22 protein-coding genes, 1 tRNA gene and 1 pseudogene are annotated in these 25,227 nt (G+C 63.1%); 13 read left to right on the top strand and 11 right to left on the bottom strand.

Translation table 11 applies throughout. The annotated features are described in order from the left end of the window. Nucleotides 1-628 (top strand): TonB-dependent receptor domain-containing protein (locus CHB64_RS14355; RefSeq protein ID WP_221401155.1); only part of this gene is annotated, 628 nt, incomplete at its 5' end. Between the two features lie 92 nt (nucleotides 629-720). On the opposite strand, the gene CHB64_RS14350 is transcribed toward CHB64_RS14355, so the two are convergent. Beyond that, nucleotides 721-1,353: an MlaC/ttg2D family ABC transporter substrate-binding protein gene (locus CHB64_RS14350; RefSeq protein WP_159462520.1), complete on the bottom strand. Its 633-nt coding sequence runs from the start codon at nucleotides 1,351-1,353 to the stop codon at nucleotides 721-723. Between the two features lie 24 nt (nucleotides 1,354-1,377). Continuing rightward, nucleotides 1,378-2,196 carry an MlaA family lipoprotein gene (locus tag CHB64_RS14345; protein ID WP_089413321.1) on the bottom strand — a complete coding sequence of 273 codons (819 nt, stop codon included), beginning with the start codon at nucleotides 2,194-2,196 and terminating at the stop codon, nucleotides 1,378-1,380. Nucleotides 2,197-2,396: 200 nt separating this feature from the next. Between CHB64_RS14345 and CHB64_RS14340 the strand changes: the two genes are divergently transcribed. The 5 genes and pseudogenes from CHB64_RS14340 (at nucleotide 2,397) to CHB64_RS15295 (ending at nucleotide 8,263) form a co-directional block, all read left to right on the top strand. Further along, on the top strand, nucleotides 2,397-3,395 hold the full coding sequence (locus tag CHB64_RS14340; protein ID WP_159462519.1) for an ArsR/SmtB family transcription factor: 999 nt from the start codon (nucleotides 2,397-2,399) through the stop codon (nucleotides 3,393-3,395). Between the two features lie 15 nt (nucleotides 3,396-3,410). Beyond that, nucleotides 3,411-4,289, top strand: coding sequence for a methylenetetrahydrofolate reductase [NAD(P)H] (gene metF, locus CHB64_RS14335; RefSeq protein WP_089413319.1), 879 nt, complete (start codon nucleotides 3,411-3,413; stop codon nucleotides 4,287-4,289). Nucleotides 4,290-4,300: 11 nt separating this feature from the next. Continuing rightward, a pseudogene (metH, locus tag CHB64_RS14330) lies at nucleotides 4,301-6,943 on the top strand (methionine synthase); the annotation flags it as partial. A gap of 306 nt (nucleotides 6,944-7,249) precedes the next feature. Beyond that, complete coding sequence (locus CHB64_RS14325) at nucleotides 7,250-7,951, top strand: molecular chaperone DjiA (protein ID WP_089413317.1); 702 nt, start codon at nucleotides 7,250-7,252, stop codon at nucleotides 7,949-7,951. A 147-nt stretch (nucleotides 7,952-8,098) separates the two neighbouring features. Next, nucleotides 8,099-8,263, top strand: a complete 165-nt coding sequence (locus CHB64_RS15295) for a hypothetical protein (RefSeq protein ID WP_159462518.1) — start codon at nucleotides 8,099-8,101, stop codon at nucleotides 8,261-8,263. A gap of 22 nt (nucleotides 8,264-8,285) precedes the next feature. Here the strand turns inward: CHB64_RS15295 and CHB64_RS14320 are convergent, their stop codons facing one another. Next, the gene (locus tag CHB64_RS14320; RefSeq protein WP_089413316.1) at nucleotides 8,286-9,467 is read right to left on the bottom strand and encodes a 5-(carboxyamino)imidazole ribonucleotide synthase; all 1,182 of its coding nucleotides are present in this window, start codon (nucleotides 9,465-9,467) and stop codon (nucleotides 8,286-8,288) included. A gap of 4 nt (nucleotides 9,468-9,471) precedes the next feature. Beyond that, on the bottom strand, nucleotides 9,472-9,933 hold the full coding sequence (gene purE / locus CHB64_RS14315; protein WP_089413315.1) for a 5-(carboxyamino)imidazole ribonucleotide mutase: 462 nt from the start codon (nucleotides 9,931-9,933) through the stop codon (nucleotides 9,472-9,474). Between the two features lie 374 nt (nucleotides 9,934-10,307). Between purE and CHB64_RS14310 the strand changes: the two genes are divergently transcribed. Next, nucleotides 10,308-11,030 (top strand): GGDEF domain-containing protein, encoded by a 723-nt coding sequence (locus CHB64_RS14310; RefSeq protein WP_089413314.1) that lies wholly within the window; start codon nucleotides 10,308-10,310, stop codon nucleotides 11,028-11,030. Between the two features lie 35 nt (nucleotides 11,031-11,065). On the opposite strand, the gene CHB64_RS14305 is transcribed toward CHB64_RS14310, so the two are convergent. Next, on the bottom strand, nucleotides 11,066-11,518 hold the full coding sequence (locus CHB64_RS14305) for a DUF3106 domain-containing protein (protein WP_089413313.1): 453 nt from the start codon (nucleotides 11,516-11,518) through the stop codon (nucleotides 11,066-11,068). A gap of 236 nt (nucleotides 11,519-11,754) precedes the next feature. On the opposite strand from CHB64_RS14305, the gene rpmF reads away from it, so the two are divergent. The 6 genes from rpmF (at nucleotide 11,755) to CHB64_RS14275 (ending at nucleotide 16,280) form a co-directional block, all read left to right on the top strand. Then, complete coding sequence (rpmF, locus tag CHB64_RS14300) at nucleotides 11,755-11,937, top strand: 50S ribosomal protein L32 (protein ID WP_089413312.1); 183 nt, start codon at nucleotides 11,755-11,757, stop codon at nucleotides 11,935-11,937. A 207-nt stretch (nucleotides 11,938-12,144) separates the two neighbouring features. Then, nucleotides 12,145-12,954, top strand: coding sequence for a hypothetical protein (locus CHB64_RS14295; RefSeq protein ID WP_089413311.1), 810 nt, complete (start codon nucleotides 12,145-12,147; stop codon nucleotides 12,952-12,954). A gap of 85 nt (nucleotides 12,955-13,039) precedes the next feature. Further along, nucleotides 13,040-14,317: a phosphopyruvate hydratase gene (eno, locus tag CHB64_RS14290; RefSeq protein ID WP_089413310.1), complete on the top strand. Its 1,278-nt coding sequence runs from the start codon at nucleotides 13,040-13,042 to the stop codon at nucleotides 14,315-14,317. A 63-nt stretch (nucleotides 14,318-14,380) separates the two neighbouring features. Then, nucleotides 14,381-14,725 (top strand): septum formation initiator family protein, encoded by a 345-nt coding sequence (locus CHB64_RS14285; RefSeq protein WP_089413309.1) that lies wholly within the window; start codon nucleotides 14,381-14,383, stop codon nucleotides 14,723-14,725. An 89-nt stretch (nucleotides 14,726-14,814) separates the two neighbouring features. Further along, on the top strand, nucleotides 14,815-15,822 hold the full coding sequence (pdhA, locus tag CHB64_RS14280; protein WP_089413308.1) for a pyruvate dehydrogenase (acetyl-transferring) E1 component subunit alpha: 1,008 nt from the start codon (nucleotides 14,815-14,817) through the stop codon (nucleotides 15,820-15,822). A gap of 381 nt (nucleotides 15,823-16,203) precedes the next feature. Further along, nucleotides 16,204-16,280 (top strand) — tRNA-Met (locus tag CHB64_RS14275). Nucleotides 16,281-16,525: 245 nt separating this feature from the next. Here the strand turns inward: CHB64_RS14275 and CHB64_RS14270 are convergent. The 6 genes from CHB64_RS14270 to CHB64_RS14245 are packed head-to-tail and all read right to left on the bottom strand — an operon-like array spanning nucleotide 16,526 to nucleotide 25,191. Beyond that, nucleotides 16,526-17,080, bottom strand: a complete 555-nt coding sequence (locus CHB64_RS14270) for an isochorismatase family protein (RefSeq protein WP_089413307.1) — start codon at nucleotides 17,078-17,080, stop codon at nucleotides 16,526-16,528. Nucleotide 17,081: 1 nt separating this feature from the next. Continuing rightward, entirely contained in the window at nucleotides 17,082-19,286 is a 2,205-nt protein-coding gene (locus CHB64_RS14265) for a heavy metal translocating P-type ATPase (RefSeq protein WP_089413306.1), read from the bottom strand. After that, nucleotides 19,286-19,612 (bottom strand): P-II family nitrogen regulator, encoded by a 327-nt coding sequence (locus CHB64_RS14260; protein ID WP_089413305.1) that lies wholly within the window; start codon nucleotides 19,610-19,612, stop codon nucleotides 19,286-19,288. Before CHB64_RS14260 ends, CHB64_RS14265 begins: the two co-directional genes overlap by 1 nt. Before the next feature lies 1 nt (nucleotide 19,613). Next, nucleotides 19,614-22,745 (bottom strand): efflux RND transporter permease subunit, encoded by a 3,132-nt coding sequence (locus CHB64_RS14255; protein WP_089413304.1) that lies wholly within the window; start codon nucleotides 22,743-22,745, stop codon nucleotides 19,614-19,616. An 11-nt stretch (nucleotides 22,746-22,756) separates the two neighbouring features. Continuing rightward, nucleotides 22,757-23,932 carry an efflux RND transporter periplasmic adaptor subunit gene (locus CHB64_RS14250; protein WP_159462517.1) on the bottom strand — a complete coding sequence of 392 codons (1,176 nt, stop codon included), beginning with the start codon at nucleotides 23,930-23,932 and terminating at the stop codon, nucleotides 22,757-22,759. Further along, the gene (locus tag CHB64_RS14245) at nucleotides 23,929-25,191 is read right to left on the bottom strand and encodes a TolC family protein (protein WP_089413302.1); all 1,263 of its coding nucleotides are present in this window, start codon (nucleotides 25,189-25,191) and stop codon (nucleotides 23,929-23,931) included. Before CHB64_RS14245 ends, CHB64_RS14250 begins: the two co-directional genes overlap by 4 nt. Nucleotides 25,192-25,227 lie beyond the last annotated feature (36 nt).

Here is a 25,227-nt window from a genome sequence, read left to right as displayed (position 1 = left end):
GCCTGCGCTGTGTGGAGGCTACAGCCGGATCGGCCTTCCCTCGGAGCCAATCCCATGGTTACATAAAGAATGGCTGCGCCATCGGGGTTTCGTCATGTCGACCTTTACCGTCGAGGAGCTGAACTTTGCGGCGCTGGAGACGCGCGGCGTCGATTATGAAGTGAGCTATCAGTTCTCGCTCGACGGCGTCAACTCGGCGCTCGCCGGCGATGCGCTCATCAGAGTGGTCGGCAACTATACCGACCAGCTCGATCGCTTCGAGGATCCGTCTGATCCGACCATCGTAAACCCCGAGCTCTACGAGAACGGCCAACCCAAGCACGTCGTGAACTTCGACGGCCGCTGGACCTGGAAAGGCCTAACCCTGAACTGGCAGTCCCGTTACTACAGCCGGTTTCTGGAGATCACGCCGCGTTTGCAGATCGAAAACGCGGATCAGTTCCTGAACGCCTGGACCGGCGAGATCTGGCGGCATGATCTTTCGGCTCGCTACGACATCAGCGAAAGGCTGTCGGTGTTCGGCGGAGTCAACAATGTAACAGATCGTCGTCCGATCGCTTCCGACGTCAGCTATCCTGTCGGGATCATCGGCCGCCAATTCTTCCTCGGCGTCGACTTGACCCTCTGATTTCAACCGGCTGCGGTTGACGTTGATACGAGAAAGCCGGCTCCGACGGAGCCGGCTTTTTTATCGCCTTTCTCAAATCGGGCGCGCGTTGTTCAGCCGCCTGTTTGTTTCCTAAGCTCGGCGATCAGGGCGTCGATGCCGGTCGTTCCGCCGCCATTGTTGGCGATGACGGATTTGAACTGGCTTTGCTGTTCGATGGCGAGCCAGACGCCGTCCGCGCCGGCGTCGACGATCGCCTGGCGGCCTTCGCGGTCGCGATAGACGCGCCAGTGAATGACGACGCCCGCGAGCGGATCGCCCGGACGCGCGTCCACCGCCTGCGAATTGACGATGATGTCGCGCGCGGTGCGGTCGATCGAGCCGGTCACGGCGAGTCGCTGGCCGGAGTAATCCTCGAGAAGATCGTGATAGATGGTCGTGGCGTATTTCCTGAAGAGCGGAAGATACGCAGCCTTCTGTTCGTCCGTGATGACGCGCGCATACTGGCCGAGCGCGAACAGGCCGACGCGGCGCATGTCGACATATTTGTCGACCAAATCTTCGATGCTTTCCTTGCGCGCTTCCTTGTCAGGGTTCTGAAAGACAAGGTTGGCTTCATCGAGTATGCTCGCGACGAACGCTTCGGCCGCCTGGTCGGCGCTGGCCGGAACTGCAAGGAGCGCGGCGGCGAACAGCGCGGCGGCGAGAACGATGCGGCGGGGCACGTTGAGGCGGGTCTTGTCCATTCGATCGGGCTCCATCGATGCCGATTATTCCAGGCCGTCGAACTCTTCATATTCGCCGATGTCCGGCAGGTCCTCGTAGCTCGTGCGGCCGTTGGCGATCTCGCGCTTGCGCGCCTGAAGATAGAAGCTGCGCAGGGAAGCATAATAATCGAGCGATTTTTCCTGAATGTCGTCAAGCGGTTCGATCAACGGCTCGCGGCGCGAGACGGCGGTCGCGACGAATCGCGAATACCGCGCGCGGTTGGCCGCCTGCGTTTCGACGTGAAACAGCGGATCGATCGCGACGTCGACGCCGAGGCCGACGCCGTCTCTCAGAGTCGTCGGACCGAAGATCGGCAGCATGAGGAACGGCCCGGAGGGCACGCCCCACACGGCGAGCGTCTGACCAAAATCTTCCGTATGCTTAGGAATTCCCATGCGTCCGGCCGGGTCGGCGAATCCGCCGAAACCGATCGTGGAGTTGATGACGAACCGGCCCAGCGTGTCGCCCGCGCGCTTGAACTCGCCTTGCAGGATATCGTTGACTAGGACGACGGGGCTCTGGGCGTTGTCGAGGAAATTGCGGATTCCCTTTCGCCCCTTCTTCGGCGTCACCGCGCGATAGGCCTTCGCAGCAGGCACGAGGATGGTTTCGTCGAGAAACAGGTAGACGTGGAACGAGCGGCGATTGAAGCCTTCCCATGGGTCAACGGTGTTCTGGGCGGCCGCGTTCTCGGCCGCGCGCTCTAGCTCTTCCGTCGCGGTCTCGACGTCGCCTACGCCGATCTGCGCGCCGGCCGGCGCGATCGACAGCGCCGCGCCCATGACCGCCGCCGCGGCCGCCTTAAATGCTCGTCCCCTCATTATCCTGCTCTCCACGGCGGCCTGACGGCGCAGCCTGCGTCAAACTTCCGCACAGATAAGCCGCGTCGGCGCGAATGATAAGGCCCTGGCGACGAGCCGAGCGTTACGACTCCGTGAGGCGAGATTGCGGCGCCGGAGCCGTCCGGCTTGCGCATCATATAAAGATATGTTTATGTCTATTGGCAAGTAATGGCGGTGACATGACTCTCGACGCGACGCTTAACATTTTCCGGGCTATCGGGGAGGAGACGCGCCTGCGGATCATGGCGCTTCTGCTCCGAGGCGAACTCACCGTGACCGAACTCACGCTGATACTCGGGCAGAGCCAGCCGCGCGTCAGCCGGCATCTCAAGATTCTCGCCGATGCCGGGCTGGTGGAGCGGTATCGGGAGGGCTCATGGATGTTCTATCGCGCGGCTGATCCCCACGCCGCCCCGCCCGGCGCGGCTACGGTGTTCGCCGCGCTCGAGCCGTTGACCCGCGCAGAAGACCGGCTGATCGCGCGCGATCTCGAACGATTCCAGCAAAGCCGAGAGGCGCGCGCGCGCCAGGCGGCGGCCTATTTCGAGGCCAACGCCGCTGAATGGGACACCATCCGCCGGCTTCATTTGCCGGAATCCGACATCGAATCGCGCATGCGCGCGCTCATCGGCGACGATCCGGTGGAGCTGTTCGTCGATCTCGGCACGGGCACCGGCCGCATGCTGACGTTGTTCGCCGACCGCTATGAGAGCGCGGTGGGCTACGATCTTTCCCGGGAGATGCTGGCGGTCGCGCGCGCCAATCTGGAAAGGGCCGGAGTCGCGCACGCTCAGGTGCGCCACGGCGATCTGTTTTCTGTCCCTCTGGACAGCGCGTCGGCCGATCTCGTCTGTCTGCATCAGGTTCTGCATTATCTGGCCGAGCCCGGCGCCGCGGTGAAGGAGGCTGCGCGCCTGTTAAAGCCCGGCGGCAGGCTCATCATCTCCGATTTCGCGCCGCATCAGCTGGAGTTTCTGCGCGACGACCACGCCCACCGCAGGCTTGGATTCTCGGATGAGGAGGTGAAGGGCTGGTGCCGCGCCTCGTCGCTTGAGCTTTTTGCGACAGAAACTTTGTCTCCGCATACAAACGAAGACGGAAAGCTGACAGTTAAAATATGGATCTGCGCCGCGCCCGCATTGGTGCGCAAGCTAAAAACGCACGCCAGCGCCGCCTGAAAAGGGAAATCATCCGTGTCCGAGCTTTACGTATCTTTCGAGTTCTTTCCGCCGAAGACATCTCAGATGCAGGAACGGTTATGGAGCTCGATCGCCAGGCTGGCGCCGCTTGAGCCGGATTTCGTTTCCGTCACGTACGGGGCAGGCGGGTCCACCCGCGAGCGCACCCATGAGACGGTGGCCCGCGTTCTGAAAGAAACTTCGCTGTCGGTCGCGGCGCACCTGACCTGCGTGGCGGCGACGCGCGAGGAGGTGGACGACGTTCTGCGCGCTTATTGGGAAATCGGCGTGCGCCATATCGTGGCGCTCAGGGGCGATCCGCCGGGCGGGCCGGGCGAACCCTACCGGCCGCATCCGGGCGGATACGCCAACGCAGCCGAACTCGCCGCCGGCGCGCGAAATATCGCGCCGTTCGAAATCTCTGTCGGCTGTTATCCGGAGAAGCATCCGGATTCGCCTTCGCTAGCGGCGGACATAGACATGCTCAAGCGCAAGATCGACGCTGGCGCGAGCCGCGCCATAACGCAGTTCTTTTTCGACAACGACGTGTATTTCCGTTTCGTTGAGCGCGCGCGGGCGGCAGGAGTCGGCGTCCCGATCGTGCCGGGGATCATGCCTGTGAGCAATTTCGCCGGCCTCAGAAAAATGGCGGATATCTGCGGCGCGACGATACCAGGGCGCCTTGTCAAGCTCTTCCAGAATCTCGACGAGGATCCGGCGACCCGCCAGCTCGTGGCGGCTACCGTCGCCGCCGAGCAGTGCCTGGCGCTCGCCGAGCAGGGCGTGCGGCATTTCCATTTTTATACGCTCAACCGCGACGAACTCGCCTATGCGGTTTGCCATATGCTCGGGGTGAGGCCGAAACCGGCCAGGAACGCGGACGCCGCGGCATGAACCGGCCCAGATTCGTCAACATCGGGGAGCGCACCAACGTCACCGGCTCCGCGAAGTTCCGCAAGCTGATCAAGGAAGGCCGCTATGAGGAAGCGCTGGCGGTCGCGCGCCAGCAGGTCGAGAACGGCGCGCAGATTCTCGACGTCAACATGGATGAAGGAATGCTCGACGGCGTCGAGGCCATGCGAACCTTTCTGCGGCTCATCGCCGCCGAGCCCGACATATCTCGCGTGCCGATCATGATCGATTCCTCGAAATGGGAGGTGATCGAAGAAGGGCTGAAGAACGTTCAAGGAAAGGCGATCGTCAATTCCATCTCGCTCAAGGAAGGCGAACAGGCGTTTCTTGCCCAGGCGCGGAAAATCCTGCGCTATGGGGCCGCGACCGTCGTCATGGCCTTCGACGAGAAGGGTCAGGCGGACACGGCCGCGCGCAAGATCGAGATATGCGAGCGCTCTTATCGGCTGCTGACGGAGAAGGTCGGTTTTCCCCCGGAGGACATAATCTTCGATCCCAACATCTTCGCCATCGCCACCGGGATCGAGGAGCATGACAACTACGCCGTAGATTTCATCGAAGCGACCCGCTGGATCAAGCAGAACCTTCCAGGAGCGAAAGTATCAGGCGGCGTGTCGAACATCTCCTTTTCGTTTCGCGGCAATGAGCCGGTGCGCGAGGCTATGCACTCGGTCTTTCTCTATCACGCCATTCAGGCGGGCATGGACATGGGCATCGTCAACGCCGGCCAGCTCGCCATCTATGACGAAATTCCGCTCGAACTGCGCGAGCCCGTTGAAGACGTCATTCTCAATCGCCGGGCCGATGCGACCGAGCGCCTGCTCGAGATCGCCGAGCGTTATCGCGGCGAAGCGGGCAAGAAACAGGAGACGGATCTTTCCTGGCGCGAAAGGCCGGTAGAGGAGCGCCTGAAGCATGCGCTGGTCAAGGGGATCAACGAATACATCGTGGAGGATACGGAAGAGGCGCGCGAGAAGCTCAGCCGCCCGCTTCACGTCATCGAAGGTCCGCTGATGGACGGCATGAACGTCGTCGGCGATCTGTTCGGCGCAGGCAAGATGTTCCTGCCGCAGGTGGTGAAATCGGCGCGCGTGATGAAGCAGGCCGTCGCTTACCTGACGCCCTTCATGGAGAAGGAAAAGGAAGAGCAGGGCCTTGCGCAGGGCGAGCCGAACGGACGGATCGTGCTCGCAACCGTAAAAGGCGACGTGCACGACATCGGCAAGAACATCGTAGGCGTCGTTCTCCAGTGCAACAATTATGAGGTGATCGACCTTGGCGTAATGGTTCCGGCGGAGAAAATCCTGAAAGCGGCGCGCGAAAAGAGGGCCGACATTATCGGCCTGTCCGGCCTTATAACTCCTAGCCTTGATGAAATGCGCCATGTCGCCTCGGAAATGAAGCGGCAGGGGTTCGACGTCCCGCTGCTGATCGGCGGAGCGACCACCAGCCGCGCGCACACGGCGGTCAAGATCGCGCCGAATTACGATCACGGCGTGGTCTATGTACAGGACGCAAGCCGCGCTGTCGGCGTGGCCGGCGAGCTCATGGAGCCGGAGAGGCGCTCGGCGTTTCTCGCAAGGACCAATGAGGAATATGAGCGCATCCGCGCCCAACACGCGAAGGGGCGGGAGCGCAATCCGCGTCTGACGCTAGAAGAGGCGCGCGCGCGCAAGCCCAAATTCGAGTGGGCCAGCTATGCGCCCTCGAAGCCGGCGTTCATCGGCGTCAAGGCTTTTCACGAGTATGATTTGAGCGTTCTCGCCCGTTACATCGACTGGACGCCGTTTTTCGCCACATGGGATCTCACGGGAAAATACCCCCAGATCCTCGACGATAATGTAAGGGGCGAGCCCGCCCGAGCGCTTTTCGCTGATGCGCAGGAAATGCTCAAAGACATTGTTGAGAACGGAAAGCTGAAGGCGAATGGCGTGGTCGGTCTGTGGCCGGCCAACAGCGAGGGCGACGATATCGCGCTTTATACGGATGAGTCGCGTGAGCGTCGGCTGGCGACGCTCCATGGTCTGCGCCAGCAGATCGCCAAACGCGAAGACGGCGCGCCGAATTATTGTCTTTCGGATTTCGTGGCGCCGCGCGAAACCGGACTGGCCGATTATGTCGGCGCCTTCGCGGTTACCGCCGGGATCGGGGAGGAGGATCTTTCGCGCTCATATGAGCGCCGCGAGGACAATTACGCCGCGATTATGGCGAAAGCGCTCGCCGACCGGCTGGCGGAAGCCTTCGCCGAACATTTGCATGAGCGGGTGCGGCGCGAGTTCTGGGGGTATGAGACCGGCGCGCCGCTCGATCTCGATGCCCTCATCCGCGAGGAATACCGAGGCATCCGGCCGGCGCCGGGCTACCCCGCGCAGCCTGACCACACCGAGAAGAAAACGATCTTCCGCCTGCTCGACGCCGAGAAGAACGCGGGCATGGGGCTCACCGAGAGCTATGCGATGACGCCGCCGTCCTCGGTGAGCGGCCTTTATTTCAGCCACCCGGAGTCGCTCTATTTCGGCGTGGGGCACATTGGGCGGGATCAGGTTGAAGACTACGCCCGCCGCAAGAACATGCCTGCGGCTGAGGTCGAGAAGTGGCTTGCGCCCATTCTCGCCTACGATCCGGATGAGGAGTAACGCGGACCTAAATCGCTCCGGCCACCGCCAGCACGATCACCATGAAAGCCGCCCCGCACAAAAGGCCGCCCGCGACGACACGCAACTGCTGTATGACAGCGCCCATCGTTGCGCCCCCTTCGACGACAAGGAAGCTTCTCAATTCTGTCGGAATTGTGCAAAACGCCGCGGGCCTTCGCAAGCGCAAGAAATGCGCAAAAGGCGCGCTAAGCTGCTGGACGCAAACAAGGAAATTTTTTTTCCACACGCCGGAAGCGCCCGTCTTGCTATGGCGTCGTCCGCGAGGGGAGAGTAAGCGGCCTCGCCATGAGCTTTTGGGAAAGACTTCAGTCGGTCATCGAACAGGCCCGTCGCCGCACTCTCGGCGCGGCGCTCGACGCGCTCGCGGCGCGCAAGGCGCGCCGGGACGAGGCGGCCTTTTCAATCGCCCTCATCGCGCTATCGGCGAAGATGGCGAAAGCGGACGGGGTGGTGACTGACGAGGAGATCACCGCGTTTCGACATTTCTTCAGCTACCCCGAAAGCGAAGCCGGCAAGGTGCGCCTGATCTATAATCTCGCGCAGCAGGACGTGGCGGGCTTCGACGCCTATCTGTCGCGCGTGGCCCGGCTGTTCGTGGACGCGCCGCAGGTGCTGGAGGACGTGCTCGATTGTCTGTTCTACGTGGCCGGCGCGGACGGGGTCGAACATCCCCGCGAGCGAGAGCTACTGGAGATGGCTGCGCGGACGTTCGGGGTGTCCGGGGCGGCCTTTCGGCGGCTGCGCGCCGTCCATATGGGGCTCGATGCGGATGATCCCTATGCGATCCTGGGCGTCGATCCAGACGCGAGCCCCCAAGCGATCAAGGCCGCCTATCGCGCGTTGGTGCGAGAGCACCATCCCGACGCGCTCATCGCCCGCGGCGTCCCGCCGGCGCTGGCGCGGATCGGCGAAGCGCGGACGGCGGCGATCAATGAAGCCTATCGAATAGCGCTTGCGCAGGCGAAAATGGAGGCCCGCGCCGGCTGACGGGCGCGCATCGAAGATTCGATCTGGACGAAGGTCGCGTCAGCCCCTTACAGTGGACCTGTTCAGTCGAAGCGAGAGCGTAGCGTCGTGACAGGCTTCGGAAGAGCCGCGACGGCGGGTCGTAAAGAGGGCGTTAGGAAGCTTGGCTTGGCCGCTGACGCCCTGATGTTTGTCGCGCTTTTGCTGGCTTCAGTCGCGGCCATGATCGCGATCGCCATCGTCGCTCCGCTGGCGCTGGCCGTTTCCGCCCTGATCGGCGTCTTCTTGAAACAGCGTCGCCCGAGCCGGTGGCGCGCGGCGCAACCTGCCTGAGGCGCGAACGATCCGCACGGCCTCAGGCCTGCGGCGAACGCGGCGAGCCGCGCGGCTTCAACTGGGTGACGTGGCCCATCTTGCGGCCGGGATGGGGGTCGTCCTTGCCGTATATGTGCAGACACAGCTGGCGCGTGCGGGCGCATTCGCGCCAGGAGTCGACTTCCGCGCCGATCAAATTCTCCATTACGGCGTCCGAATGGCGAGCGGGATCCCCCAGCGGCCAGCCGGCGACCGCGCGGATATGCTGCTCGAACTGGGATACGGCGCACGCGTCAAGCGTCCAGTGTCCGGAATTGTGTACGCGCGGGGCGAACTCGTTCACCAGAACCGCGCCGTCTTTGAGCACGAAGAACTCGACCCCGATGACTCCGACATAGTCGAGTTCCGAGAGCATCTTCGCCGTAATGCGGCGCGCTTCATCGGCGGTCTCTTCTGATATGGACGCCGGTGCGATCGAGGTGCGCAGGATGCCGCCCTGATGCCGGTTCTCCGGCGGATCGTAGAGCGCGATGTCGCCCTCCGCGCCGCGCGCGCCGATCACGGAGATCTCGCAGGCGAAATCGATGAAGCCCTCGAGAATGGAGGGGCGCGCGCCGATTTCCTCCCACGCTTTCCGTTTTGCTTCCTCCCAGGCGAGGCGGAGGTCGCCATTATCGGCCGGAATCACGGTCTGGCCCTTGCCGTCATAGCCGAACCTGCGGGTTTTCAAAATCGCAGGCCGTCCGATCTTCTTTAGGCCGACTTCGAGCGACGCGAGATCGTCAACCGCATGATAGGGCGCGGTGCGCGCGCCGATGGCGTTCACGAACTCTTTCTCGCGAAGGCGGTCCTGCGCCACGGCCAGGGCTTTTGCGCCCGGCGCGACCCAAGCGCCGAGATCGACGAGTCGCTCGACGGTCTCGGCGGGAATGTTTTCGAATTCATATGTGACGGCGTCGACCGCGGCGGCGAAGCGCTCCAGCGCCGCCGGCTCGTCATAGGCGGCGATCGTCCGCGCCGCGCAGACGTCGAAGGCGGGACTGTTCTCCTCCGGCGCGAAGACGTGGGTCTTAAGTCCAAGCCGCGCGGCGGCGATCGACAGCATCCGGCCGAGCTGGCCGCCGCCGAGGACGCCGATCGCGCCGCCGGGAGGTACGCAGGCGCGCAAGGGTTTCAGCGCCGATCGCGCTTGCTCGGTCGCGGCTCCATCACGTTCGGTCATCGCGTCAATCCGATTTCGGAGTCTCGCCCACCGCGGCGGTCTGGCGGGCCCGCCAGTCGGCGAGCCGCTTGGCGACGTCCGCATCGGATAGTGCCAGGATCGAGGCGGCGAGCAGCCCGGCATTCGCCGCGCCCGCCTCGCCGATGGCGACCGTGGCGACCGGTACGCCGGCGGGCATCTGAACAATGGACAGGAGGCTGTCGAGGCCCTTGAGAGTCTTCGACTGGATCGGCACGCCGATCACCGGCAGGTTGGTCATCGAGGCCGTCATTCCCGGCAGATGCGCCGCGCCGCCGGCGCCGGCGATGATGATCTTGAGGCCCCGCGCCTGGGCGTTGTTGGCGTACTCGTAAAGGCGGCCTGGCGTGCGATGGGCCGACACGATGCGCGTTTCATAGGCAACGCCGAGTTCTTCGAGGGCTTCGGCGGCCTTTCTCATAATCTGCCAGTCCGACTGCGATCCCATGATCACGCCGACAAGGGGCTCGGCCTTCGGGCTTTTGCTGCTCACGATGATTCGGCCTCCCGCCGCCTTCTGGAAAGCGCGGCTTATATCAGCCGGAGCCGGCTGCGATCAAATGATGGCGCGGAAGGCGAAGCGAGGAGACGCCGGCCGACTGGACGGGGGCGCGTAAACCGGCGTCTCCTCTTTCGGACGCGGGGTTCGGCTGCGCTTGAGAAGGGGATAGGCGCGAGCCAGTTCCGCGCCACAAAAGTCGCGCGTTCTGCGGGTCTCGCTCAAGGTCGAAGCGATGAAACGACGACTTCTTGCGTCGAATCGGGGCGCAGCCCACAATCGCTCCACGCGGGGCATGAGACGCGGCGAATAGAGCGAGACGTATGAAGATATCCGGTCCTACGCGTACGGTCTCCGGAAAGACCGTAACGCGCGGCGCGAGTCCAGTCGGCGCGTCCGGGGCTGCGCAGAGCGGGAGCGGCCCGTCTCCCATCGTGGACAAGATTTCGATCGCCGGCATTCCGCACGAAGAACTGACTCCCAGAGTGCGCGAAGCGCTGACGACGCTGATGAACGAAATACAGGCGCTGAAACGCGATCTGGAAAACGCCAAAGCCCGCATCGAGGAGCTCGAACAGCTTGCGGATTCCGATCCGCTTCTGGGCGTTCTGAACCGGCGCGGATTTCTGCGCGAACTGGGGCGCGCGCTGGCGATGGCCGAACGGCACGGCGCGCCTTCGGCGCTGGTTTTCGCCGATCTCAATGATCTCAAGCAGATCAACGACACAATGGGGCATGCGGCCGGCGACGCCGCGCTCGCCCATGCTGCGCGAATCATCGCGGCCAATATCCGTCAGACCGATGCGCTCGGCCGTATCGGCGGCGATGAATTCGCCGTCGTGCTGGCGCAGACGGATGAAGCGGGCGCGCGCGTCAAGGCCGATAAGCTCGCCGCGCGCGTCAGCGAAGAGCCGGTCGGTTGGCATGGCGCGCCGTTCCGCATCGAAATGTCGTTCGGCGTCGTCGCGCTGGACCCCCGGCTCGAACCCGAGCAGGCGCTCCAGCTCGCCGACCGGGCGATGTATCAGGCGAAGAAGGCCCGTTAGCCCGCCGCCGCGCAAAGCCGGCCCCATGAGGAACGTCAAAGATCTGCGCTGCGGACCGCGGCGCGCCGACCACGGTCGGCCAACGTGTTTCCGGCGCTGAGAAGGTCGAGAGCGTGACGCCGGAATGGGGCTTTCTGCGCTTCGGCGAGGTTGCGATAGGCGGGTCGTTTCGCGCCCCGCAGGGCGTTACGCTGGCTTTCGCTCATCTCCCGCCAGGCCGCCCGGCGCTCGGCCCGGAAACGGGCGCGCGCTGCAGGCGGGGCGCTGCGATAAAGCTCGCTGGTGCGCGTCTCGATCGCCTCCGCCTGAGCGGGGCGCAATGAGGACTCAAAGAAATCAGCCGCAAGACGGTCCGCCAAGGCGCGTTCGCTCTCCGACAGCGCCTCCCAACGCAGATTCGTCGACCATGACTGGGCCGAGGCGGGAGCAGGGCAGGAAAGAACGGCGACGATCCCGAACGCGACGCCGAAAACCAGGGAATGACGCAACTTCGCTTCTCCGCATGGCCGCTGGCGCGCAACCTAGCCGCGCATGCTTTATCTCGCCTGAAAGCCATCTCTCAAATTCGCTGGAAATAGCGAAAAGCGTCGGTTTCGCGCCGCCAAAGGATGCAAAGCGGCGGCTTGCCTTGCCGCCCGCCATCGGCTAGACGACGGCCTCCGCCGCGGCCGCCGCGCGCCGCAGGCTCCCGGATTGACGAAAGCCAACAGCAAGAGGGCCCGCCATGGCCGTTCCAAAGCGAAAAACTACGCCCGCCAAGCGCGGCATGCGCCGCGCCCATGATCGGCTCAAGGGCGAGACATATATCGAAGACAAGGATTCGGGCGAGCTTCGCCGTCCCCATCATATCGACCTGAAGACCGGCCGCTATCGGGGCCGCCAGGTGCTTGAGCCGAAAGAGGACTGAACCCTCGGCTTCGATACGGCCTGAAGCTTTTGATACGCCGCCCCGACCCCGGTCGGGGCGGTTTGCGTTCGGGGACGAGCTGGGATTAAATCAGGGCACGGCTTGGGGCGTCATGAGGCGTCCGGGCGAGACCGCGCTTGTCGCGGCAGGCCCGGCGTCGCGGGCGTCGGCGATCATCGTCTGACGGCCCTCGAAAGCGAGGGAGCCATGAGTCGTTTCCTGATCCTTGCAGGCGTCGTCGCCGTAGGCATGCTGCTGGCGGGGTGCATGACCTATCCCTATGCGTCGAGCTTTGCTGCCTGCGACAACGCGGCCGGGGCCTGTCATCGCGGATGCGCCGATCTCGTCGATGAGGCGGCTTATCGCGCCTGCGCGGCGGATTGCGAATATTCGGCCGACAGATGTTTCGCTCAAGCCTATGAGCCTTACGCCTATGGCGGCGCGTATTACAGCTACGGCTACGGCTATGGCGCGCCCTGGTACGGATCTTACGGCGCATGGTATCCGGATGCGGGCTATATCTTTTCGTTCAGCTACATAGACCGGCATCGCTATTCGCGTCCCCATTACGGCAAGCGCAAGCCGCATAATAAGAGACGGGATCGCGATCATGACCGCAAATACGCTCATGATCGCGATCGCCACGACGAACGCAAGCGCGGCCGCCGCTACCGCGACCGCTCTGCGTACGCTGGACAGGACGTCGGCCGGCGTTCCGACCGTTTTCAGCCGCGTAGCGCGGAGGATACGGTTCGGCGGACGGACGACCGCCTCTCGACGCGCCGCGCCCCGCCCTCGGCGGCCGGCCCGGCGCGGCAACGGCGCGCCCCGGCCGGAGTGTCGCGCGCAACGCCGCCGCGACCGGCCTCGCCGCCCGCCGCCTCGTCTCAGCCGGCCGCCAAGCCTGCCTCGCCGCCGCCACGCGCTGATCCGCCCCGCGCGCGGCGCGAGGCGCCGGCTTCCCGCTCCGGCTCCCGCCGCGTGAAAACCGCGCACGAGGAGGTCGAGCCGCATTAAAGTCCGGCGCCGCCGAAGCGGCGGTTGCGCGCGAACCGGTCCCGGCTTAGGACGCTGCCCGTTCGCATCAGCAATGGGGAGCGTCATGACCGCCATCGTCGACATCATCGGCCGGGAAATTCTCGACAGCCGCGGCAATCCGACCGTCGAGGTCGATGTCGTCCTGGAGGACGGCTCCATGGGGCGCGCGGCCGTTCCCTCGGGCGCTTCGACCGGCGCACACGAAGCTCATGAGCGGCGCGACGGCGGCGCGCGCTATGGCGGCAAAGGCGTGCGCAAGGCTGTGGAGGCGGTGAACGGCGAGATTTTCGACGCGCTGGCCGGCATGGAGGCCGAAGACCAGGCCGGAATCGACGCCGCCCTGACCCGCCTTGACGGCGAGGAGAACAAGTCCCGGCTCGGCGCCAACGCGATTCTCGGCGTTTCGCTTGCCGTCGCGAAAGCCGCTGCGGAGGCCGCCGATCTCCCGCTTTACCGCTATGTCGGCGGCGTCGGCGCGCGCGTGCTGCCCGTTCCGATGATGAACATTGTCAACGGCGGCGCGCATGCGGACAATCCCATTGACATTCAGGAATTCATGATCATGCCGCTCGGCGCGGACAGCTTCGCCGAGGCGCTGCGCGCCGGGGCGGAGATATTCCATGCGCTGAAGAAAGAATTGAAGGACGCCGGGCATAACACCAATGTCGGCGACGAAGGCGGCTTCGCGCCGAATCTTCAGTCTGCGGATGAAGCACTCGGCTTCATCATGAAAGCGATCGAAAAGGCCGGGCGGCGCGCGGGAGACGAGATTTTCATCGCTCTCGATGTCGCCTCGACCGAGCTTTACCGGGACCGGAAGTATCATCTGGCCGGGGAGGGCAAGACGCTCGATTCGGAAGGCATGGCGAAATATCTCGCCGACCTCGCGTCACGCTATCCGATCGTCTCCATCGAAGATGGCATGGCCGAGGACGACTGGGAAGGCTGGAAAATTCTGACCGACCAGCTCGGCGAGAAGAGTCAGCTGGTCGGCGACGATCTGTTCGTGACCAATGAAAAGCGCCTGCGCGAGGGGATCGCGAAAGGCTGCGCGAATTCGATCCTCGTGAAGGTCAACCAGATCGGCACGCTCACCGAAACGCTGGCCGCCGTCGAGACCGCGCACCGCGCCGGCTACACGGCGGTGATGTCGCATCGTTCCGGGGAGACCGAGGACAGCACCATCGCGGATCTCGCGGTCGCCACGAATTGCGGGCAGATCAAGACCGGCTCGCTCGCCCGCGCCGACCGCACGGCGAAATACAACCAGCTTCTGCGCATCGAAGAAGAACTCGGCGAGACGGCGGTTTACGCCGGCCGGTCCGCGCTGCGGGGCAGATAAGCGTTAATCGATTCTTAACCAAAGTTGATTCTGCTGAGTCGCCGATAGCGGGCGACAAGCGGAATGCGTGTAATTTTCAGATTCATCAAAGACATAGCCGCGCCCGTTCTGCTCGCCTGCTGGGTCGTCTATCTGGCTTACGGCGCGGTTGCGGGCGCGGCCGGCTATCGGGCCCTCGGAGAGCTTGAGGCGGAGGCGGCGCGGGAGCGGGCGGCCCTCGCGGCGCTGCGCGCCCGCCGCGAAGCGCTCGAAAAAAGGGCCGACCTCCTCAATCCGCGATCACTTGATCCGGACTTGGTCGACGAGCGCGTGCGGGCGGTGCTCGGCTATGCGCGTCCGGGCGACGTGGTCGTGCCCCGAGACGAGCTGGACCGGATGCTGCGCGCAGAGAAAACCGAAGGGAAATAGCCGCTTAGCCGTTCATGCCAGCCGGCCCCCTCTTGTCTGCCCCGCCGCCGCCCCTTAGACAGGCGGCGGAGATCGGGAGAACGCGCGCCATGCCAGACGACGCCAGCAGCAAAAAAGCCGCGCAGAAGTCGAACCTTTCAGCGACGAAAGACGAGCTTCTCAAATATTACCGCGACATGCTCCTGATCCGGCGCTTCGAGGAGCGCGCCGGCCAGCTGTACGGCATGGGCCATATCGGCGGCTTCTGTCACCTGTATATCGGCCAGGAGGCGGTGGTGGTCGGCGTCGAGGCGGTCAAGCAGCCGGGCGACCAGACGATCACCGGTTATCGCGATCACGGCCACATGCTCGCCTGCGGCATGGATCCCAAAGGCGTGATGGCGGAGCTGACCGGCCGCGAAGGGGGATACTCCAAAGGCAAGGGCGGCTCCATGCACATGTTCTCCAAGGAAAAGGAGTTCTACGGCGGGCACGGCATCGTCGGCGCGCAAGTCCCGCTGGGGGCGGGGTTGGCCTTCGCCAATCATTATCGCGAAGACGGCCGCGTGAGCCTCACCTATTTCGGCGACGGCGCGGCCAACCAGGGGCAGGTTTTCGAGGCGATGAACATGGCGCAGCTATGGAAGCTGCCTGTCGTCTTCATCATCGAAAACAATCAGTATGCGATGGGCACGAGCGTCAAGCGGTCGCACTCCGACACCCACCTCTATCGGCGCGGGGCGGCGTTCGGCATCCCTGGAATGGAGGTCGACGGCATGGATGTTCTCGCCGTGCGCGAGACGGCGCGCGAAGCGATCGCCCATGCGCGCGAAGGGAAGGGGCCTTATATTCTTGAAATGAAAACCTACCGCTATCGCGGCCATTCGATGTCGGACCCGGCCAAGTATCGCACCCGCGAGGAGGTCGACAATGTCCGCGAGCACAACGATCCGATCAAACGCTGCGAGCAGCGAATTTTCGACGCCGGCTACGCCGACGAAGCGGCTCTGAAAGACATTGATCGCGAGATACGCGAGATCGTCAAGGAGGCGGCCGATTTCGCTCTGGAGAGCCCGGAGCCCGCGCCAGAAGAACTGTATACGGACGTTCTGACCTGACCTGGCCCGTGCGAGCCGGTTGCGCGCCGGACCGGCGTCGGAGCGTCGAGGCGGCGCCCCCTTTTGCGGCTGGGATCGTCGGGTTGCGGCTTGCGTCGGCCCGTCCGCTCCACGGACGGGCCGGGCGGGGGCAGGGGCTTGTCCGATCCTCGGCGGCCTTTGCGGGACCGACGTCAGCGCGCCGGGCGGTTTCTCTTCCCGCGCTTGCACGCCGCGGCCGACTGTCGCCGCTTCGCGCCCTGTTGCGGCCCCAAGCCGCTGAAACTTTACGGGAAAGCGCCGCTGAGCACTTGAAGCGCGGGCGCGGCTTCGTTATATCCCCTTCTCCCGGAACGCCGGAGGCCGTGCGCGCGCCTCAGGCGATTTTCCGGGCGACATTGCCGCGGGGTGGAGCAGCCCGGTAGCTCGTCAGGCTCATAACCTGAAGGTCGCAGGTTCAAATCCTGCCCCCGCAACCAAAATTATCATTATATATCAATAACTTACCAAAAACGCCCGCCGAACCCAGGCGGGCGCTTTTGCGTCCCGGTACCATATAGGTACCACCCGAAATCAAGCTCAGGCCAGCTTGCCAACGCGATCTTGGTTCCCGAGATGTGGATAATGGATCGTCGAGTCGGCAGGATGGTGTCTGCAATTCCGTCTCTTCCATCCATCACGTACGTTTGTTGTTCCAGATTCGCCACCAGTGTATTTGCAATTACTATTCGACACTTCCCTTCCACTCCAAAATCAATTGACGCGTGCTGATCGGAACAGTGCCCATCTGCGTCATCCGCGCCATCGCGGTGTTGTGGATATCCGATGAAGTCCCTCTCGTCGCGTCCACCACAAGGTATACGTCGAAACCCTCCTCCAAGGCGCTGAGCGCGGCAAAGGTAATTGAATCATCGGACCACATTCCGCAGAGAATTAACCGGTTGCGTTGACAAGATCGTATATGGTCCCGAAAAGAGTCATTCGCCCACGGATTTATTGTTTCGCGCCAAATCGCATTTTTCCACGAGCCATGGCTGTCTGTGTTTATCAGTTTAGCATTCCGTGCACGATTCGATCGCGCGGTGACGATTGTCGGGATTTTGAGCCCTTCCGCTGTTTTCAGAAGCAGACCAACTACTTCGGTGAAACGCTGCGCTTCTTCAGGCGGCAGGCCAGCCGAAAAATCGGCAAGGTAGTCTATAAGAACAACGACGCAATGTTCCGGGTTCAAGAGTAAACCGAATGACTTCGAACTGGACGACTCCGTTGACCGGTTCATTTCACGAATTCTCCGGACTTTTACGCAGACGCAATAACCGCAGCGCGTTGGCAACCACCAGCAAGGAAGCGCCCGTATCCGCAGCGATAGCGCCCCAGAGCGTTGCGTAGCCGGCGAAGGTGAGCACGACGAAGACCGCTTTGACGCCAAGTGAAAAAACGATGTTCTGCTGAATGATAACGAGCGTTCGTTTGGCGTGATGCACCAGCCAAGGCAGTTTCGAGATGTCATCTGTCATGAGCGCGACATCGGCGGTCTCGATCGCCGCATCGGAGCCGATCGCGCCCATGGCGATGCCAAGGTTGGCGCGCGCCAGGGCCGGTGCGTCATTGACACCGTCGCCGACCATCGCCACCGTGCCGTAGCGCGCGACAAGCTCTTCGATCTTCTTGACCTTGTCGTCCGGCAGCAGTTCGGCGTGCACCTCGTCGATGCCGAGGTTGCGGGCGATGGCATTGGCCGTGACCCGGTTGTCGCCGGTCAGCATAACCACATGCCCAATGCCGGCGGCATGCAGTTGTTGCACGATTTCCCGCGCCTCCGGCCGGACCGTATCCGCGACTGCGATGAGGCCGCAGACGTGCCGCGGGTTGCCGACGGCAATGACTGTTTTGCCGTCTGCTTCCAACGTTTCCGCCCGTTTCGCGGTCTCGGGCGTATCCTGACCGCGTTCGACGACGTAGCGGTGGGAGCCGAGCCAGAACGGTTCGCCATCGAAGGTGCCGGTCAGTCCCTTTCCCCTTAGAACCCGCACGTCGCTCGCTGGCGCAAGCGCGATCCCCCGCTGATCGGCGTAGCGCAGAATAGCGCTCGCAAGTGGATGCGTGGAGCGTGCCTCAAGGGCTGCGGCACGGGCCACCAACTCAGCCTCGGTATGGTTTCCGAGCGGGATGACCTGCGCCACCGTGGGCTCGGCCCGCGTGATCGTTCCGGTCTTGTCCATGGCGATTGCCTTGAGATGCGCGGGAAGCTCCACATAGGCGCCGCCTTTGACCAGCACGCCGGCGCGCGCCGACGATGCCAGCGCGGCGACGATGGAAACCGGTGTCGAAATGACCAACGCGCACGGACAAGCGATCACGAGCAGGACCAGGGCCCGATAGAACCACTCGTCCCACGCTCCGCCGAGGGCCAGTGGCGGCACCAGGAAGACAAAAAGTGCGAGAGCCATGACCGCCGGCGTGTAGACACGCGCAAATCGCTCCACCCATTGCTCCGAGGGCGCGCGGCGGGCGTGAGCTTCCTCGACCATGCGGATGATGCGCGCGAGCATGGTGTCCCCGGCCGCCTTGGCGGCCTCCACCGTGAGCGTTCCGTCACCGTTGACCGTGCCGGCGAAGACCTCGGTGCCGGGCGTCTTTTCGACCGGCACGCTTTCGCCGGTGATGGGCGCTTGATTGACAGCGCTGGTCCCTGCAACGACCCGTCCGTCCAGGCCGATGCGGTCGCCCGCGGGAACAATGAAGCGGTCACCAGGGCTGACATCGGCCACCGGCACCGCCACCTCCGATCCATCCGCGCGAAGGAGCCGCACGGTGGGCGGCGCAAGGTCGAGAAGAGCAGCAATGGCACGGCGCGCTCGACCGACGCTCCAGCTTTCCAGCGTCAACGACAGCGCGAAGAGGAACGCAACCGTCGCCGCCTCGAACCATTCGCCGATGATGATGGCGCCGGCGACGGCGACCGTCATCAAGAGGTTCATGTCTGGCCGCACACCGCGCACTGCGTACCAGGCCTTAACGATGACGAAGCGAATGCCGAAGCCGATGGCGAGCGCATAAGCCGCGATCTCGGGCAAAGGCACGACTTTTCCGTCGTGACCGGCGAGAAGCCGAATAGCCTCAGTGAAGCCGCCCGCGAGCCAAACGTGGGTAAGAAAACCGGCAACGACAAACAGGCCGCTGAGACTTGTGAACGAGACGAGTTGGCTTCGGCGGCGATCGCTCTCATCACGCCCACTTTTCTCGCCGGCGCGCCATTCGATCGCCGTCATGCCCGTCCGACGGACGGCTCGCCGGATCTGATCGGCGGAGACCGGCGGAGCTTCGGCGAGCACTGTCATGCGGCCGTTCAAAACGTCGAATGCGAGATTGTCCTCTCCGCCGACAAGCGGGCCGACTTCGCGGCGGAGTACCGCCACTTCCTCGGCGCAATCGAGCCCGCGCACCTTGAAGGTCAGGCGGGACGCATCAGGTGCGGGCGCCATCAGGACGCATTTCCGTCGTCGATCGGATAGGCGCTTTCGATCTCGCTGACATAAACCCAGCCGGCGCTCTTCTGGCCGGTGCGGCCATTTTCGCGAATCAACGCCAAGGCCTGGTCGACCTTGTCCGCCTCGCAGACAAGCTCCAGCTTCACCTCCGTGATGACTTTTTCGCCGATCTCAATGGAATATTGCTGTTCCCGGGAATCGAGGGCTTTCAACATGCCCTTGATGTCGATCACGGAAATGTTCCGGAACCCCGCCGTCTTGAGCGCATGAACAACGTCGGCGATCCGGTTACGGTGAATGAACGCTTTGACTTCCTTCATGTCAGACCTCCTGCGGTTCGAGCTGTCGGGCGGTTTCCACGGGTCGCGCTACGCGCGTCTCCATCCACTCATAGATGACGGGGAGAAGGACGAGCGTCAGCAGCGTCGACGTGATCAGCCCGCCGACCACGACGGTAGCAAGCGGCCGCTGGGTTTCGGCGCCGACACCCGACGACAGCAGCATGGGGATCAGGCCGAGGATTGCGACGCTCGCCGTCATCAGCACTGGGCGGAGCCTGAGTTCCGTTCCGCGTCGTACGGCTTCCCCAACGCCCAGTCCCTTTTCGCGCAATCCATTGATGAATTCGACGAGGACAATGCCGTTGAGCATGGCGACACCGAAGACCGCGATGAAGCCGATCGCCGACGGCACCGACAGATATTGCCCGGTGATGGCGAGCGAAATCAGCCCGCCGATGGTGGCGAACGGCACATTGGCGATGATCAGCGTTGCGTGTCGGATCGAGTTGAACGCGGTGTACAGAAGGACGAAGATGAAAAAGATCGTCAGCGGTACGATGATCGAAAGGCGCGTGAGCGCGCGCTGCTGGTTCTCGAAAGCACCGCCCCATTCAATCCAATAGCCGGGCGGCAATTCCACATTTTGCTTGATTGCCCGGTTTGCATCCTGAACAAAGCCGTCAATGTCGCGTCCGCGGACGTCCATCTGGATCACCGCATAACGCTGCAATTGCTCACGCCGAACGAAGGAATAGCCTTCCGCGACCGAGACATCCGCGACACGGCTTAACGGAATGATCGCCCCATCGGCCGTACGCAGTGGGATCGCCTTGATCGCCTCGATGGAAGTTTTCGAGGAGTCCTGAAGCCGGGCCGTGATGTCGAATCGCTTGACGCCGTCGATAAGTGTCGAGACCGGCTCGTTGCCGATTCCGGTGCGGACGATAGTCAGAACATCGTCAGCGTTAAGGCCATAACGGGCGAGTTGCTCCCGGTCTACTTCGATCCGCACCTGCGGCTTGCCGAGATTGGCTTCGAGCGATAGATCGGCCACACCGGGGACAGAGGCGATCGCGTTCTTAATCTCCTGGCTCAGGCGATCGAGCTCGCCCAAATCCTCGCCGTAGAGCTTCGCCGCCAAGGTGGCGCGTACCCCCGAGATCAGTTCTTCCACCCGCATCTGGATCGGCTGGGTGAAAGCGATGACGGCGGTGGGAACGACCTCTTCCAATTTCTCGCGCATGGCGTCCGCCAGTTCCTCAATCGAACGGCCCGACTTCCATTCCCCCTCAGGTTTCAAGGCGGTGTAGATCTCCATGTAGTTGACGTCGGCAGTCTCGCCCTTCTCGGCCCGGCCGATCATGGCGAGTGTGGTCTCGACTTCCGGGAAGTCCGACAATGCCGCCGAAATGTCATTCGAGACCTTGATCGACTGGTCGAGCGAGGTGGACGGAATCGACGTCACCCGCCACATGATGGAGCCTTCCTGCAATTGCGGCATGAACTCTTTCCCGAGAAAGGGAAAAAGCGCGAGACTGAACAGGAGCAAGGCGCCGGCGGCCATCACGACCTTTCGCTTGTTTGCGAGCGACCAGGCGAGCAGGGGCAGATAGCCGCGCTTGATCCAGCGCACGAGCATGGTGTCGCGCTCTTCCTTGGGCTTAAGGATGAGCGCCGCCAGGACCGGTATGATCGTCAGCGTCAGGAGCAGCGAGCCCGCCATGGCGAAGCTGATGTTGAAGGCCATCGGTTTGAACATCTTGCCTTCGAGGCCTTCAAGGCTGAAAAGCGGCAGGAACACGACGATGATGATGAGGATTGCGAAGGCGATCGGATTGACGACTTCGCGCGCCGCCGCCAGCACGGCTGCCGTTCGGTTGACCTCCTCGCCGTGCGAGCGACGCTCCGCCATGATGCGGAAGGAATTCTCGACCATGACCACGGCGCCATCGACCATCATACCGATACCGATGGCGAGCCCCGCCAGCGACATCAAATTGGACGACAGGCCTGCCTGCTCCATGAAGATGAAGGCGATCAGCATGGCGAGCGGCAGTGCGGCAATGACGACGAAGGCCGAGCGCAATTCGCCGAGGAACAGAAACAGGACAATGGCGACCAGGATCGAGCCTTCGATAAGAGCTCGTTCCGCCGTTGAAACGGCCTTTTCCACCAGTTCTGTGCGATCATAGATCGGCTTCAGCGTGACGCCGTCAGGCAAGGCCTGTTCGGCCACGGAAAGCTTCTCCTTGACAGCATCGACCACGTTCTTGGCGTTCTCGCCGATGCGTGACAAGGCCATGCCGAGGACGACCTCCTTGCCGTCGCGCGTCACCGCGCCGAAGCGCAGCGACGGCGCCTGTACGACCGTCGCCACGTCCCGCAAATAGACCGGCGTGCCGTCCTCAACCTTGAGGACAATGTTGCCGATATCGCGCTCACCATCGACGAGACCGAGGCCCCGGACCAAAAACTGCTCCGGTCCCTGATCGATATATTGCCCGCCGACCTGACGGTTGTTGGCCTCGATCGCCTCCATCACATCGCGGTAGCCGAGCTTGTATTTAATGAGCTTCAGGGGATCGATCTGCACCTGATACTGGCGTTCCTGGCCACCCCAGGACATCACGTCATCGACCCCCGACGCGGTCCGCAGGATGAGACGGATCGACCAGTCCTGCAGTGTGCGCAGGTCCATGTCGGTGATATCGCCCGCGAGTTGTTCGTCGGCGCGCTCCAGGGTGTACCAGAAGACCTGTCCGAGGCCGGAGGAGTTCGGTCCCATTTCCGGCGTGCCGTAGCCCTCGGGAATGCGGTCGCGGACTTCCGCAAGCCGCTCCATGACGAGCCGGCGTGCGAAATAGATGTCCACGTCGTCTTCGAAATAGACCGAGACGTAAGAGAGACCGAACAGGCTGACCGAGCGGATCTGGTCGACATCGGGCAGGCCGGCCATGGCCGATTCCACGGGGAATGTGAGAAGTTGCTCGACATCTTCTGCGGCGAGGCCAGGCGACTCCGTGTAGATATTCACCTGGACCGGGGTCACATCCGGAAAGGCGTCGATGGGAACCGTCGTCACCGCCCGCCAGCCGAGAAAGGCGATCACCAGAAAGGCGATGATCACAAGAAATTTGTATTGAAGCGAAAGTTCAACGAGCTTGTTCAACATGATCTATCTCCTTAGTGCCCGTGGCCTTCGCCCATCTGGGATTTCTGGATGAGCGACTTGAGGAGAAAGACCTCAGTCGTCGCGATTTTATCGCCCGCGCTCAGACCGGCCGTGACCTCAACCCAGCCGCCGCGCGTCACGCCGGTCTTAATTGCCGTCGGGTGAAGTTCGTCGCCTTCGACTTTGAAGACGGTCGGATTGCCGTCCATGAGCGTGACGGCCGCCTCCGGTACGGCGAGTGCTTGTTTGCCATCACCGACTCCAACCGCAACGCTGACATATTGGCCGGGATGTAACTCGTCGCCCGCATTGTCGACCTCGACACGGATCGGCAAGGTGCGCGTCGTCTCGTCAAGCGTGTGGTGGACCTGAACGATCCGGCCGCCGACCGCGTGGTCCTTGTCGATCAGAATACGGACGGAAGAGCCGACCTCGGCATGAGCAGCCTGATCGGGCGTAAGCTGGGCTTGCACCCACACCCGGCTTTCATCCGTGATCTGAAACAGCACGCGCCCCGCATCCACGACTTCGCCGACAACGAAATCGTCCTTGACGACCGTACCGTCCTGCGGAGCCAAAAGGTCGAATGTTCCAGTGGCTTTCGAAGCGTCACCGTTTTTGACCAGCGCCTCTATCTGCTCCGGTGTCATGCCGAAGGCTAAGAGCTTGGCGCGTGCCTGCTCAGCGGCTACCTGCGCTTCCACATAACGCCGCTCGGAAACGATCTCACGCCCCAGCTCGCGCACGCGGCTCCATTCGCGCGTGGCAACGATCAGGTTTCCTTGCGCATCCGCCATCTCGACGCTGGACAAAGTAACAAGCGCTTGTCCGGTCTTCACATGGTCCCCAAGCCTTGCTTGCCGGGCGACGATTTGAGCGGAAATTCTCGGGGCGATCTGCGCTGATCGGTATAGATCGAGCGTCACCTCGCCCGGTACAACGGCTTCGTCGGTGAGGACCCTCATGTCCACAGGCGCCGTGGTGACGCCCTTTGCCTTGCGATCGGCGGCGGTCATTTCGACGACACCGCCTTCTTCATGCTCCTCGCCGTGTTCCGTCTCTTGCGACGCTGGAGCAGCGACTTCATTCTTTGCGTTCGGCGGCTGATTGATCAGCGCGAAAGCGGCGCCGGCGATGACGATCGCGATGGCTGCGACGCCTAAGGACGATTTCATTTTCCTGGTCATTGGATATTCTCCACCCATTCGCTGATCGCGGCGGAAGCTTCCAGCCAGTCGAACCATGTGGTCCAGAGACGGCCCTTGAGCTCAACACCGGCGCTCTCCGTTGCGAAGGTTTGATTGAGTTGAATGATGTAATCGACGGCGTCGATTTCGCCGGCTTCCCACAGCCTCTGCAGGAGCGCGCGTTGCTCGTCGAGCGGCGCGGCCCCTTGGGCGGTCCAGGCTTGCCAAGCGCTGAGCGCCGTCTCGTAGCGCCGAAGGCTCGCGGCAAGCCGTGCTTCGACCCTGCGTCTCAAGTCACGGTAGCTTTGCTCCCTCGCGATCGAACCGGCCCTGGCGGCGTCGACTTCGGCACTGTAAGTGTTGCGAATGGGCAGGGGAATGGACAGCCGTATCCCGAACAGTGTCGAGGACTCTCTTTGCCCTAAGGGATCGAGTGCGCTTCGCGCTTCACCAACTTTGACGCCTAAAGTCGGGTCAGGTATGCGATTCCGCTTCGCCACGCTGACGAAAGCGCGCGCCGCTTCTGTATCGGCCTGCGCCGATTGAAGTTCCGGGAGCGCATCGACATTCACTACCTCGATTGAGGGACGCTTTTGCGGAGGTGAACCGGTAAGCGGCGGCGGTGGCGGCATCACGCCGCCGACGACAGCTATCAGGCGTTCCTCCGCTTGCGAGAACTCGATGCTCGCCGTGCTCGCCGCAGCTCGCGCTTCAGCCAGAGTCAATCGGGCCGTCAGCAGGTCCGATTGCGGCAGGTCGCCGGCGCGATTGCGCCGTTCAGCGAGCGCAAGGAACTCTTCATCTAGCCTGACACGTTGCTCGGCTATGCGAACCGCGTCTCGGCGCGCCTGATAGTCCGACAACGCAATAAGGAGATTGGCAAGCAAAGTCTTGCGCGTGATGGCGAACCGCGCTTCCGCGGCGACCACCTCGGCCGTGGCGACGTTGGCGCGCGCCCGCCGTTTGCCGCTGAGATCGAGCGTCTGCGATAGGCCGACCGACTTTGAATTGTCGAGCGCTTCCTCGTATTCAAGCTCGATCTCGGGATTGTAGAGCGGTTGCGCTTGGCCGCGTGCCTGGGCGCGCGCGGCATCCAGTTCGGCCTGGGCTTGACGCAGGGCCGGATGATCGCTCAGGACACTGAAAACAAATTCCCTGAGCGCTATGTCCGGTGCAGCGCTCTCCTGCGCCAAGCCGGGCTCAGCAAGCCAAAGGCTCGCGATGACGGCGCCGAAAAGCGCCAGTTTTTGGCATTTCATTCATTGAACTCTCTGTCTCAGTTACCGGGGTGCACG

This window comes from Amphiplicatus metriothermophilus, from assembly GCF_900199215.1.
Classification (GTDB): Bacteria; Pseudomonadota; Alphaproteobacteria; order Caulobacterales; family Parvularculaceae; genus Amphiplicatus; species Amphiplicatus metriothermophilus.
The sequence above is the reverse complement of the archived record's forward strand: the minus strand, read 5'-3'. Positions and strand labels throughout refer to the sequence as shown.